This is a genomic window from Phormidium sp. FACHB-592 (assembly GCF_014695795.1).
Lineage (GTDB): Bacteria > Cyanobacteriota > Cyanobacteriia > Leptolyngbyales > Leptolyngbyaceae > Stenomitos.
Genome location: NZ_JACJOZ010000034.1, coordinates 13,237 through 25,947, shown reverse-complemented (window position 1 = coordinate 25,947; position 12,711 = coordinate 13,237). Strand labels below are relative to the sequence as shown.

Below are 12,711 nucleotides of genomic sequence, written 5' to 3'. Positions count from 1 at the left end.
TGGTGAAATAGCACCAATACGAGTTCAATAAGCTATATCAGCAGTCAGGCAAGCTAAAAATCACTCTTCTGACAGAGAATCGTCAGAGGGTGTCCCTGACTTCCGCACAAGCAACTTGCCCGCCCCCCAAGCCAAACCAAACGTGACCAGTGTACCAACCAGTCCGGCTAGCGGTGTAGCAATCTGTTCGGGCACTCCCCTTACAGCGTATTCATCAAAAACAGCATGGAACGGCAGCTTCTGGGCTGGCTGCTCCTCAAGTGCCTTATCGCTAAACTTAAGATCTTCTGAAACTCGATCCAGACCATCTGGGTCTGAGCTTGCAAAGGGCGATAAAACGATCGCGATTAGCAGTGCAATACCCAGACCAGAAAGCACAAACGCGCGGTTCCGCTGCTGGTAACGACGGTTGCTCATAGTGAAACCTTTTAAAAATGTGAGCTTCTCAGCAAATATCTAACGTAAGCTTCTGACAAAAATGAGTTAGCGCGGTAAAAGTGACTTCGATGCTAGTGAATGCGCTTTACGCGGTGCATCGTAAAGTAAGTCAGGGCGCGATCGCCAGATAAAACTAATAGTTGTTACAGAAATAATTGCCTCACCGACACCAATCAGAATGTGCCAGGATAGCATCGCTGTCAGAGCTACAGCAAGAGGTACCGTACCAGACAAAGCCAGTTGAATTGCTGTAGCAACTGCAGCAACGATGACACTGAGCCAGGCAGCAATTGCTACACCAATCAGTGTTCCACGCAGAGAGTTGCGTCCTAAGGCAAAGCGAACGGCTCGATACAGGTAGTAGCCCCCAAAGGTGCCAATCAAGCCCATGTTAAAAACATTGGCACCCAGAACGGTTAAACCACCATCCTGGAAAAGAATACTCTGGACGATAAATACGACTGTCATCACGAGCGATCCCGCCCACGGTCCTAGCAAAGCACCTGCCAATGTACCGCCAAGCAAATGACCTGACGTTCCACCTGGGATCGGAAAATTAATCATCTGTGCCGCAAAAATAAAGGCTGCACAAACGCCCATTAAAGGAACTGTTCGATCCTTGTATTCGGATTCCACTCGCTTTAGCGCTACTGCAATCAGAGCGACTGCCACAACCCAGGTAGCTAAGCTAACTGGCAAACTGAGAAACCCATCTGGAATATGTAGTGCCAGATGAGACGGCAGTGCCCATCGCCATAGAGGGGAGGACAGTAGGTGCAAGAAAACAACTCCGACTGTAATCAAAACAAAGTCCTCATTGAGATACAAGTAGATACAGAACAGAAAAGCTGGAATAGTAGAGAAACGAGTGACCTAACGACTACCCAGATGGCGCAATCTGCCCATCCTGGACTAGCCCCAACACTTTCCAACAAACAGAGCTGAAAATTCAATCCTCCACGGGGGCATACTGAGAGAGGGTACTAGCTAGATTTGACTGCTTTTTGCTTAGGGAGAACATCTTGCTTACGCAGTTACGAATCTAAAAAAGATCCTGAAAGACCTTTCCCTATGGCGAAAGCCTCCCCCTGTTAAGTTCAAGCAGCATTTTAGTTATTTCATCAGTGTCTCTAGACCGAAGTGGCTAGCATGGTCTATGATTGTAGACTGTGAGTTTTCACTTAACCTATGCATGCCCAAGAGATTATCCGCTCCATCGAAGCGGAGCAAATGAAGTCGGATCTGCCAGTCCTTTATATCGGTGACACTGTTAAAGTTGGTGTCATCATTCAAGAGGGCGGTAAAGAGCGGACACAGCCTTACGAGGGTGTCATCATCGCCCGTCGGGGTGCTGGTCTCAATCAAAACATCACGGTTCGCAAAACGTTTCAGGGTGTTGGTGTAGAGCGGGTTTTTCTAATCCATTCGCCTCGTATTGAAAGTATTAAGGTGCTACGACGTGCTAAGGTGCGCCGCGCTAAACTATACTTCCTACGTGATCGCATTGGTAAGGCAACTCGTCTTAAGCAGCGCTTTGATCGTCCACTTCAGTGAGTCGTTAGCGTGCCCGGTTACTAATTGCTGGCAACCATGCCTTTAGCTACTAGTAACCGACAAACTAACAGTCAAACTGATAGACTGATGATGCTAATGCTGAAGCACTGGCGCTCTTAGTTCAGTTGGTAGAACGCAGGTCTCCAAAACCTGATGTCGGGGGTTCAAGTCCTCCAGGGCGCGCTTGGTGAACGGCGATCGTGAGTAAGGTTTGATACTGGTCTAGCGATCGCCTTTTGCTGTTTTACCAGAGGCTGTAAAAAGTCATTTATTTTAATGGACTGGACAAGCAGCACGAAGCGTTAAACGACAGCGATGGGATACATTGGTAGTACGGTCGCCAACTTCTAAGATGGTTTCCACCATGGAGACAGGAAAGAAGTGATCTAGTTTAACGCTGCACTGAAAGGGAGATGAGGAACTGTGGCAAAAAAAGAAGCTACCGAGGTGCAAGAGGCAAAGCCTGGCTTTAATGCTTCAGCCTTCTTGCAAGAGACAAAGGATGAGCTTGATAAGGTTGTCTGGCCTAGTCGTCAGCAGCTTATTAGTGAATCGATCGCTGTAGTTTTGATGGTGATCCTTTCCGCAACCCTCATTTACCTGGTTGATAATTTCTTCGCTTGGGGAGCCCAGCAGGTGTTCGGATGACTTTTGCATCAGACGACTTTCAACAAAATTCGGCACCAGAGGAACAGTCAGAAGAAACATCGGCTAAAAACGGTCGCTGGTATGCTGTGCAGGTTGCCTCTGGTTGCGAAAAGCGTGTCAAGGCAAATTTGGAACAACGCATTGAAACACTGGATGTTGTCAATCGCATCTTCCAGATCGAGATTCCTCAGACTCCTGCTATCAGGCTTCGCAAAGATGGCAGTCGGCAGAGTACAGAAGAAAAAGTATTTCCTGGCTACGTGCTCGTCAATATGCTGATGGATGATGACACCTGGCAGGTTATTAAAAATACACCTAACGTCATCAACTTTGTGGGGGCGGAGCAAAAGCGCCGTTATGGTCGCGGTCGCGGTCATGTTAAGCCACTGCCGTTGGGCAATGCTGAAGTCGAGCGCATCTTTAAGCAAGCTCAAGAGCAAGAGCCTATTGTCAAAATTGACATGGCTCCTGGAGACAAAATTTTGGTGCTGTCGGGTCCCTTTAAAGACTTTGAAGGCGAGGTGATTGAGGTCAGCCCAGAGCGCAGTAAGCTTAAAGCGCTGTTGTCTATTTTTGGGCGTGATACACCAGTGGAGTTAGAGTTCAATCAGGTTCAGAAAGAGAGTTAGTAGAGTCAATGGCAAAGAAAGTTGCTGCGGTCATTAAGTTGGCAATCACCGCTGGGAAAGCAAACCCGGCTCCTCCTATTGGTCCCGCGCTCGGTCAGCACGGGGTCAACATTATGATGTTCTGCAAGGAATACAATGCGCGAACTGCTGACCAAGCAGGCATGGTGGTTCCTGTCGAAATTTCGGTTTATGAAGATCGCAGTTTCACCTTTATTCTCAAGACGCCGCCTGCATCTAAGCTCATTGCAAAAGCAGCAGGCATTGAGCGAGGCTCAGGCGAAGCAAATCGTAAGAAGGTGGGTTCAATCACCCGCTCTCAGCTTCAAGAAATCGCTCAAGCCAAACTACCTGACCTGAATGCAAATGACATTGAGGCAGCAATGCGAATTGTTGAGGGAACGGCGCGCAATATGGGCGTGACAGTTAAGGATTAGCTTAAGGGCTCAGTTTGCACGTTGTCTAAGTGTCTTTAGACAAGAGATTGCAGTTTTTGTAAACCGTTAGCGGGGGAGAGGCAATGCTTCGTTAGCACCCCAAGAGGAAACTATGGTCAAAATATCTCGTAGACTGCAAGAATTAAACAAAAAGGTTGAGGATCGTGCGTACGAACCGCTTGAAGCCTTAAACCTGCTGAAAGAAACAGCGACCGCTAAATTTCCAGAATCCGCAGAGGCTCACATTCGCTTGGGGATTGATCCTAAGTATGCTGATCAACAGTTGCGGACGACTGTTGCACTCCCCAAAGGCACGGGGCAATCGATTCGAGTTGCTGTCATTGCTCGTGGTGAGAAAGTGACTGAGGCAACGAATGCAGGTGCAGACTTAGCTGGCTCAGAAGAACTGATTACCGAGATCCAAAAGGGCACAATCGACTTTGATTTGCTGATTGCGACACCAGACATGATGCCTCAAGTGGCAAAGCTGGGTAAGTTGCTTGGTCCACGTGGTTTAATGCCATCGCCTAAGGGTGGTACGGTTACCTTTGACTTACCGCAAGCGATCGCTGAATTTAAGGCAGGTAAACTAGAGTTTCGTGCCGATAAAACGGGCATCGTCCACGTGATGTTTGGCAAAGCAGCGTTTCCAGCCGAAGATTTGATGATTAATCTTAAGGCGTTGCAAGAAACGATCGATCGCAATCGCCCTTCTGGTGCAAAAGGTCGCTACTGGCGTACTGTCTACGTTGCTTCAACGATGGGACCGTCAATTGAAGTTGACGTAAGCCTCCTGCGAGATCTAAAGGTGGGAGACGCAGCCTAAGTTTTCCGTTAGTGACAGTTAGTTGGTAGACTAATGTTTAAGCACTTAAGCAAGCAACTGCACCTCATTACTGTTGCGATCGTAGGATTACTAGACGTTAACTAAGTACCAACAATTTCATAGCAAAGCCAGAGACAGCGGGTGCCCAGAGCTTAATTTCCTGCCGAGGTTTTCGTCTTGTATTTTCGGAGTGTCAGTGTTGCCTTGTACAGCACTGATAGCCAATTTACAGCGTAACCCCGGCTTCGAGTCCGGGGTTTTTTGATCTTACCTAGCTTTGTCTAATGAACTGAATGAGCAGTGTTTAAGTTTGACCAAACCATCCAACAAAAGGAGGTGAAGATAAATGGGTAGAACGTTAGAGGGTAAAAAGGCGCTTGTAGCTGAACTCAAAGAAACATTGAGTTCGTCTCAGTTGGCAGTTGTCATCAACTACAAGGGGCTAACGGTTGCCGAAATTACAGATTTGCGTAGACGGCTTCTGCCAAGTGGCGCAACCTGTAAAGTGGCTAAGAATACCCTCATGCGAATCGCTGTTACAGGTGATTCTGCTTGGGAGCCAATGACAACCCTGTTGTCAGAGTCATCAGCCTTTCTATTAATTAAAGATGACGTTGGCGGTGCGCTCAAAGCGTATCAGGATTTCCAGAAAGCGACCAAGAAGACAGAACTTCGTGGCGGCGTGATGGAAGGACGTGCGTTAACGGAAGCTGAGGTGAAAGCGATCGCTGACCTGCCATCTAAGGAGCAGCTTATTGCTCAAGTGGCTGGAGCAATCAATGGTGTGGCTGCCAAGTTGGCGATCGGGATCAATCAGGTACCGTCTTCGCTGGCTCGTGCTATTCAAGCGGTTGCCGACAAAGATCAAGAAGCCGCTTGAATCAGCTTTTAGTGCTTAGTTTTTAGAACTAAACCCCTCAAAACTAGCAATTTTTCTTGCCTGCCCAGTAGGCTTGATAACCGAAAACCAAAAACTTAGGAGACTACAAATGTCTGCAACCACTGATGGAATTTTAGAACAGTTGAAAACTCTGACGCTATTGGAAGCGTCAGAACTGGTTAAGCAAATTGAAGAAGCCTTCGGCGTAAGTGCGGCGGCTCCTGTAGGCGGAATGATGATGGCGGCTCCTGGCGCTGCCGCTGCTCCTGCAGAAGAAGCGGAAGAGCAAACCGAATTTAACGTCATGCTGGAAGAATTCCCGGCTGACAAGAAGATTGCGATTCTGAAAGTCGTACGAACCTTAACCGGTCTAGGACTGAAAGAAGCGAAAGATTTGGTTGAAGCAGCGCCTAAAGCCGTTAAGGAAGGGGTTTCTAAGGGTGATGCCGAAGATGCTAAAAAGCAACTAGAAGAAGCTGGCGCGAAAGTAGCAATCAAGTAAATCGATTAGCTCCACTGATAATGCCACAATAGAAATAAAAGGGGAGACGAAAACGTCTCCCCTTTTATTTTCGTACCCTTAAGCCCAGACTCATGTTATGAGGTTCAACTATATAGAGCTTTGGAGCAATTAGGATACTAGGCTTCTAACCCTATTTGCCATCTACTGTAGCTTGCTTCTCTGTAGAACTTGGCTAACCGCCGTCTCAAAAGTCAACCTACTCTTTACAAGCGCTTACAGAATGTAGAGCAGCAGAAAGAGAAAGATCCAAACAACATCAACGAAGTGCCAGTAGATTTCAGCAGCTTCAACACCAAAATGGTTCTCGCTGCTGTAATGCCCTTGTTTGAGTGATCGCCACAGCACCCCCAGCATTAGCACTAAGCCAAACGCAACGTGTAGTCCATGAAACCCAGTCAACACATAAAATGTGCTGGCAAACAAATTGGTAGTCAGCCCAAACTCCAAATGAAAATATTCATAGAGCTGACCGGCTAAAAAGACTGCTCCCATAGCAGCTGTAATCGCAAACCACTTTTGCAAGCCCTTTACGTCATTTTTCTTAATTGCAGTGTCAGCATTGTGGATCACAAAGCTGCTGGAAATAAGAATGATGGTGTTGATACCTGGCAGCAGCAGTTCTAGTTTTGGTGTGCCTTCTGGGGGCCAACTCGGCGCGACAGCGCGAAAGGTCAAATAAGCAGTAAACAGACCCAGGAAAATCATTGCTTCTGCAATCAGAAAGATGATGATGCCGAAAATCCTGTAGTCGTGATGTTCTGCGTGGGGTGCTTCAACTTCAGCATGGTGATAGTTGAGCGCAGTTTTAGCGGAATCTAAAGTTGAACCTGTCATGAGTAGAAAGTTTCCGTTAGGTGGCTCTTTGGTAATTGGCAATGACTGGCTGCAAACGATAACTCATCAAAAGTTTTAAGGGTATTAGTTTAGTCCGGTCCTAACTAGCTAAACTTCTTCGATCGCACTCAATCCACCGCTGCGGAAGGTGAAGCGAAAGCGAAACTTAATTGACTGGTACTTTTTTCATATCAATCCCTAATGGTTATTACTATCGCCACGATCATCAGGCGAAACAGCAACAGCAGGGTCAGGCGTCGCTCTCAGTGAAGAGTTGGGACCAGCAGCAAGTGCGGGATCTCTCGAATCGGAAAAGGGTACATCAACTGGAGTAGCACGATCGCCAAACCCATAATCATAAGGACCTGTTGCTAATACAGGATCAGCATCAAAGTTCTCGACGGGCGGCGGTGAACTGGTCATCCACTCCAACGTTAGACCTTTCCACGGATTATCACCGGCTTTCGGACCATACATCCAGCTCCAGATCACATTCACAATGAAGGGAATGGTTGACACTGCCAGGATATAAGCGCCGATCGAGCAAATCAAGTTAAGGAAAGCAAAACGAGGCTCATATTCCGCAATTCGACGGTTCATACCCTCCAGCCCTAGCTTATGCATGGGCAAAAACGCCAGGTTAAAGCCAACCAGATTGAGCCAAAAATGCACCTGCCCCCAAGTCTCATTCAGCATCCGTCCAGTCATTTTAGGGAACCAGTGGTAGAACCCAGCGTATAGACCAAAGACGCTGCCACCAAACAAAACATAGTGGATGTGCGCCACGATGAAATAGGTATCGTGAACGTGAATGTCGAACGGTACAGCCGCAACCATGACACCGCTGATGCCGCCAATCACGAACATTGACAAAAACCCAAGCGCGAACAGCATGGCGCTGTTTAGACGCAGCTTGCCACCCCAAATCGTTGCTAGCCAACTAAAGACCTTGATCCCCGTTGGTACAGCAATGACCATCGTCGTGATCATAAAAAACATCCGCAACCAGGGCGGGGTGCCACTGGTAAACATATGGTGCGCCCAAACAATCAGCCCCAAAAAGCAAATGGCGAGACTTGAATAGGCGATCGCTTTGTAACCAAAAATTGGTTTGCGCGCGTGGACTGGGAGGATCTCCGAGATCATGCCAAATACAGGCAAGATCATGATGTACACGGCAGGATGCGAGTAGAACCAGAACATATGCTGGTAGACGATCGGATTGCCGCCACCAGTCGGGTTAAAGAATGCCGTACCCACTAGCAAATCAAAGGCAAGCAAAATCAGCGCCCCTGCAAGGACTGGAGTCGCTAATAGAGCCAGCGTTGAGGTTGCCAGCATTGCCCAGCAAAAGAGCGGCATCTGGTTAAAACCCATCCCCGCGACACGCATCTTAAAGATCGTGGCAATGAAATTTACTGCTGCCAGAATCGATGACGTACCGAGAATCAAAACGCTAAGAATCCAAATCGCCTCACCCGCTTTATCAGTAACGAGACTTAGCGGTGGATACGAGGTCCAACCAGCACCAGGAGCGCCAACGAAAAAACTGCAAAGCAGCAGGATGCCTGCGGGCGGGATCATCCAAAAAGCAAGGGCATTCAGCTTAGGAAATGCCATATCTCGTGCCCCAATGAGCAGTGGCACTAGGTAGTTGCCAAAGCCACCCGTTGTAGCAGGCACAATCCATAGAAAGATCATCACCGTCGCGTGAACCGTGAACAGGCTGTTGTAAACCTCTCGGCTTACAAAATCCACTTCTGGCGTTGCAAGTTCTGTACGAACCGCCGTTGCTAGGGCACCGCCAATCAAATAGAAAACAAATGTTGTAACCAGGTACTGAATCCCGATCACTTTATGGTCAGTGCTAAAGCTGAAGTAAGTGCGCCAGTTATTACCGCTTGGTTCAACACCGTGAGCGGGAATATTAGCCGTCTCTTGTAGCTGTGCTTGGGTCATAAGAGCTAAGTCCATTGCGATCAGCTAATCGCGTTGCTTTTACAGGTTGCGTTACAGATGGTGTTTCTTTGTCGAAGGCGCTTTTAGAGCTAGGGTGACGGACGAATCGCGTCCTAGCTTGCAGAGTAAGCGTGCCCAGACTCTGAATGGAGCTGCTGGAGAAGATCGGAGTGAATGCCCATTCGGTCAGCATAGGGAGCCAAAAATTCAGCCGGTGCTTTGTCAGCAGGGTTAACGGCGATCGTCTGCTCCAAACCTTGAGCGCTTGCAACTTTTTGCTCGTCAATCCAGGTAGCAAAGTCAGCAGGCGATTCAGCAACCACTTTCGTTCTCATAGCACCATGATACGGACCGCAAAGTTCGGCACAAATCACTGGATACTCACCAATCCGATTGGGCGTGAACCGTAATTCAGTTGGTTGACCAGGAACGGCGTCTTGCTTCAGCCGAAACTCCGGCACCCAAAAGGCGTGCAGCACATCACTAGCAGAAATCTCAAGGAGAACCTCACGCCCAACGGGGACATGCAGTTCACCTGCGACAACACCACTATTGGGGTAAGTGAAAATCCAGGCGTACTGCAATCCATTTGCCTGGATCACAAAGGGTTTCAATGGGTCATCTTTTGTCGGCATAGAACCCACGCCAGGAGTGATAGAGGTTTCAGAGCCATCCTCTTTTTTGGTGATCCCGCCAGGCGCTCCAGCCTCAGCTTGAGTTGGTCCATCTGATCCAGCATCTGCCATAAGCATCTGGGATGCCATTGCTTGATCAGGTGGCAACGTTGCCGCGATCGCCGCCCCAGGTATAGTTGCCATTTGCTGGGTTGATTGCCCATGTGCCACCGAATGTTCCATAGGGTTCAACCCGCCAATCTGGGTATAAACCTCAAAGCTGTAGATTGCCAAGCCTAAGACAATGACAGCTGGGATAGAAGTCCAAAGAATCTCCAACGGAATGTTGCCATGAACGGGAGAACCATCCGTCTCATCACCCGGTTGACGGCGGAACTTAACCACGGCAACCAAAATAACCCCCATGACCAGCAGGAATAATCCGGTACCGATCGTCATCATTGTGTCGAACAGCCCATCAATCAAAGGAGCGGCTTCAGAGGCTTCAACTGGCATCAAACCGTGGTTTTGACCAACCCAGAGGCTAACCAGGGTAAGCAGAATGCCAGCAAGCATTGTTGTAATGGAACTTGGAATATTCACAATTCAGATTCGCCTAAAGATGTCGATCGCCAACGCAAGTCACTCAAGCTAGCCAAAATAAGCCTTACTTACCTTACAAGGTAAAGCAGTGCTTATAGAAAAGGAGTAATCGTTAAACATCCTTATGATTTTCTTCAGGATTGCTCCTCAGACCTCAGTTCTCGATCTCTAGCATAGAGCCTGGATATTGTAAGCGTCAGCTCCAAGACACAAAGAGCTTTAAAGCTAAAAGCCATTACGGCATCTTGCTTTTGCAACGCTTGATACCGCACGAAAGATGTAATCCGAAGAAATTCCAAAGGGGGAGGCTATGAGGCAACAGCATCACTAAAGTAATAGCTAGTAAAGTAGGCAGACCCGCTTTTGAGTCTAGAGTGCTAGGTTTGAAGTGAGCACTCACTCCTGTGTTGTATTTAGTTACATTTAGTTTTGTGATTTAAGGATAAGCCGATGGCTGATGCAATCTCCCATCAATCTGCTCCTGAAGCATCCCAACATCAATCGCGGATTAGCCACTTTGCGCTGGCGATGGCAGCAGAAACCTTGTTTCTTATGGCACTGGGCAGTGCAACGCGCGTGATGAATGCTGGTCTTGCGTGCCCCGACTGGCCGCTTTGCTATGGCGAATTACTGCCGCGACAGCAGATGAACTTCCAGGTTTTTCTGGAGTGGTTTCATCGTTTAACTGCATCCTCTATGGGCTTGTTTGCAATCGGGCTGTTCGGGCTTGCCTGGTGGTACCGCCGCTCCCTTCCTGGTTGGACACCCTGGGCAACTGCTCTAGCGCTGGCGCTAGTGCTCTTTCAAGGGCTTTTAGGCGGGCTGACTGTAACTGAGTTGCTCCGATTCGACATTGTGACGGCACATTTAGGTACGGCGCTGCTGTTTTTTGTGACGCTGCTGGCAATCGGCGTGGCGCTGATGCCGCACCAAGGCATGGGCACTGCTGGGAAACTGCCCTGGGTTGGTCTCATCGCGGGATTTTTGGTTTATCTCCAAAGCATCCTGGGCGCGCTAGTTGCGTCCCGTTGGGCGCTTCATCAATGCCTGAACGATTCTGGACTTTGCGTGGTGATGCACAGTCATATTGCAGGCGTAGTGCCGCCAACGCTGGCAGTTTTGACACTGGCAGTTCTGGCATGGCGAACTCCAGCCCTGCATCCCACGCTACGCAAGCTGGCAAAAGTGGCAAGCAGCTTGGTGGTGCTTCAGATTCTTTTGGGCGTAGCAACGTTTAAGCTCAGGTTGCAGGTGGAACCACTAACGGTTTCGCATCAGGCGATCGGGGCTGCCTTGCTGGGAACGTTGGTTGCCTTTACAGTACTGGCGTGGCGCGATTTGCCAACAGCGGCGATCGACGAAACGTCGTCTCCTCTGGCACCAGCGGCTACAGACGAGACCTTTCCTGGCGATCGTGCCAATGGTCAACCGGCTTGACTTCAAGCCAGTCCAACTGATTTCGGTGAAGTGGGTTTGGCAACGTACGGCTTGAGCAAGTCCTACAGGTAAGAGGCTCATCACTTTCATCATTGCGGTTCGAGTTTTTTTAGATCTGTCTTCTTTAGGAAAGGGCGAATGCAAGAAACTGTCTTAACTGGTATCCCCCGCCAACACGAAAACGTTCTACAGGTTCTTCAAAGCTATTATCAACTCACAAAACCTCGTATTATTCTGCTGCTGCTGATTACGACTGCTGGCGGTATGTGGATTGCGGCCAAGGGTGAGGTCGATCCCGTTCTCTTACTAGTCACGCTAATCAGCGGTGCTTGTGCAGCTGGGTCAGCCAATACCATCAATTGCTTCTATGATCGCGATATCGACTACATCATGGAGCGCACCCGCCATCGCCCCTTACCATCGGGTCGCATACAGCCGCGTGATGCACTGATCTTTGCAATCGCTCTTGCCACTCTCTCCTTTACGCTGTTAGCGGTCTTTGCCAATTTGTTGAGCGCCTGTCTCGCCATGTCTGGCATTGTCTTTTACGTGCTGATTTATACCCACTGGCTTAAGCGTCACAGTACGTTGAATATCGTTATTGGCGGTGCTGCCGGAGCAATTCCACCACTAGTTGGCTGGGCAGCCGTAACGGGTGACTTGAGCTGGGCAGCGTGGGTACTGTTTGCCATTATCTTCTTCTGGACACCACCACATTTTTGGGCACTAGCAGTCTTAATTCGAGAAGACTATGCCAAAGTTGGTGTGCCGATGCTGCCTGTGGTCGTAGGCAATGAGCCAACTGCTCGTCAAATCTTCTACTACACACTAATACTGCTTCCAGTAACGTTACTGCTGGTCTACCCCTTGCATGTTATGGGTGCAGTTTATTGCGGCATTGCTCTGCTCTTAGGCGGCGTTTTTGTCCAGAAAGCATGGCAGCTCATGCAAGCACCGTCAGATTTGCAAGTAGCGCGATCGGTCTTCAAATATTCCATTCTGTACCTGATGTTGCTTTGTGCTGGTATGGGTTTGGATAGTTTGCCGTTCACCCATGAGTTTGTCACTGTAGTAGCAGACAATTTACGGACGATCGCCGCGAATGTGCAGACAATGGTTGGTTCCTTAAGCGCTTAAATGTGCAGACGCTGAACTGGTAAAAAGCCCTAAAGCGCCAAAAAGCCCTGGTTTGGACCTAAGATCCCCGACTTCTTGAGGCAACATTGATGAGTTTAGTGCCCCTATTTCAGAAGTTGGGGCTCTAGAGATGTTTAATGCCCCTGTTTCAGAAGCCGGGGATCTAGATACGACTCCTTCGCTTCAACAAGTGCG

14 protein-coding genes, 1 tRNA gene and 1 other annotated feature are annotated in these 12,711 nt (G+C 48.8%); of the genes, 10 read left to right on the top strand and 5 right to left on the bottom strand.

The window, feature by feature from the left end; translation table 11 throughout:
- Positions 1-60: 60 nt before the first annotated feature.
- On the bottom strand, positions 61-417 hold the full coding sequence (locus tag H6F86_RS08685) for a PDGLE domain-containing protein (RefSeq protein WP_190448107.1): 357 nt from the start codon (positions 415-417) through the stop codon (positions 61-63).
- Positions 418-483: 66 nt separating this feature from the next.
- Positions 484-1,242: an energy-coupling factor ABC transporter permease gene (locus H6F86_RS08680; RefSeq protein WP_242033435.1), complete on the bottom strand. Its 759-nt coding sequence runs from the start codon at positions 1,240-1,242 to the stop codon at positions 484-486.
- 384 nt (positions 1,243-1,626) lie between these two features.
- Between H6F86_RS08680 and rplS the strand changes: the two genes are divergently transcribed.
- The 8 genes from rplS (at position 1,627) to rplL (ending at position 5,911) form a co-directional block, all read left to right on the top strand.
- The gene (gene rplS, locus H6F86_RS08675) at positions 1,627-1,992 is read left to right on the top strand and encodes a 50S ribosomal protein L19 (protein WP_190448105.1); all 366 of its coding nucleotides are present in this window, start codon (positions 1,627-1,629) and stop codon (positions 1,990-1,992) included.
- A gap of 110 nt (positions 1,993-2,102) precedes the next feature.
- A tRNA-Trp gene (locus H6F86_RS08670) sits at positions 2,103-2,175 on the top strand.
- Between the two features lie 240 nt (positions 2,176-2,415).
- Positions 2,416-2,640 (top strand): preprotein translocase subunit SecE, encoded by a 225-nt coding sequence (secE, locus tag H6F86_RS08665; RefSeq protein ID WP_190448103.1) that lies wholly within the window; start codon positions 2,416-2,418, stop codon positions 2,638-2,640.
- Complete coding sequence (gene nusG / locus H6F86_RS08660) at positions 2,637-3,269, top strand: transcription termination/antitermination protein NusG (RefSeq protein ID WP_190448101.1); 633 nt, start codon at positions 2,637-2,639, stop codon at positions 3,267-3,269. The genes secE and nusG overlap by 4 nt, the downstream gene beginning before the upstream one ends.
- Before the next feature lie 8 nt (positions 3,270-3,277).
- Positions 3,278-3,703 carry a 50S ribosomal protein L11 gene (gene rplK, locus H6F86_RS08655; RefSeq protein ID WP_190448099.1) on the top strand — a complete coding sequence of 142 codons (426 nt, stop codon included), beginning with the start codon at positions 3,278-3,280 and terminating at the stop codon, positions 3,701-3,703.
- A gap of 112 nt (positions 3,704-3,815) precedes the next feature.
- A complete protein-coding gene (rplA, locus tag H6F86_RS08650) occupies positions 3,816-4,529 on the top strand; it encodes a 50S ribosomal protein L1 (protein ID WP_190448096.1) in 714 nt (237 codons plus the stop codon).
- Between the two features lie 110 nt (positions 4,530-4,639).
- Positions 4,640-4,801, top strand: a sequence feature (ribosomal protein L10 leader region).
- Between the two features lie 74 nt (positions 4,802-4,875).
- Positions 4,876-5,409 carry a 50S ribosomal protein L10 gene (gene rplJ, locus H6F86_RS08645; protein ID WP_190448094.1) on the top strand — a complete coding sequence of 178 codons (534 nt, stop codon included), beginning with the start codon at positions 4,876-4,878 and terminating at the stop codon, positions 5,407-5,409.
- A gap of 109 nt (positions 5,410-5,518) precedes the next feature.
- Positions 5,519-5,911, top strand: coding sequence for a 50S ribosomal protein L7/L12 (gene rplL, locus H6F86_RS08640; protein ID WP_190448093.1), 393 nt, complete (start codon positions 5,519-5,521; stop codon positions 5,909-5,911).
- A 234-nt stretch (positions 5,912-6,145) separates the two neighbouring features.
- Here rplL and H6F86_RS08635 read toward each other — a convergent pair whose 3' ends face one another.
- The 3 genes from H6F86_RS08635 to H6F86_RS08625 all read right to left on the bottom strand — a co-directional run bounded on the left by H6F86_RS08635 (position 6,146) and on the right by H6F86_RS08625 (position 9,942).
- A complete protein-coding gene (locus H6F86_RS08635; RefSeq protein WP_190448091.1) occupies positions 6,146-6,766 on the bottom strand; it encodes a heme-copper oxidase subunit III in 621 nt (206 codons plus the stop codon).
- 198 nt (positions 6,767-6,964) lie between these two features.
- Positions 6,965-8,725, bottom strand: a complete 1,761-nt coding sequence (gene ctaD / locus H6F86_RS08630; protein ID WP_190448365.1) for a cytochrome c oxidase subunit I — start codon at positions 8,723-8,725, stop codon at positions 6,965-6,967.
- A gap of 113 nt (positions 8,726-8,838) precedes the next feature.
- Positions 8,839-9,942, bottom strand: coding sequence for a cytochrome c oxidase subunit II (locus tag H6F86_RS08625; RefSeq protein ID WP_190448089.1), 1,104 nt, complete (start codon positions 9,940-9,942; stop codon positions 8,839-8,841).
- 450 nt (positions 9,943-10,392) lie between these two features.
- Between H6F86_RS08625 and H6F86_RS08620 the strand changes: the two genes are divergently transcribed.
- Together H6F86_RS08620 and H6F86_RS08615 are read left to right on the top strand one after the other, a co-directional pair.
- Positions 10,393-11,379 (top strand): heme A synthase, encoded by a 987-nt coding sequence (locus tag H6F86_RS08620; RefSeq protein ID WP_190448087.1) that lies wholly within the window; start codon positions 10,393-10,395, stop codon positions 11,377-11,379.
- 138 nt (positions 11,380-11,517) lie between these two features.
- Complete coding sequence (locus tag H6F86_RS08615) at positions 11,518-12,516, top strand: heme o synthase (RefSeq protein WP_190448086.1); 999 nt, start codon at positions 11,518-11,520, stop codon at positions 12,514-12,516.
- The last annotated feature ends 195 nt before the right edge of the window (positions 12,517-12,711 follow it).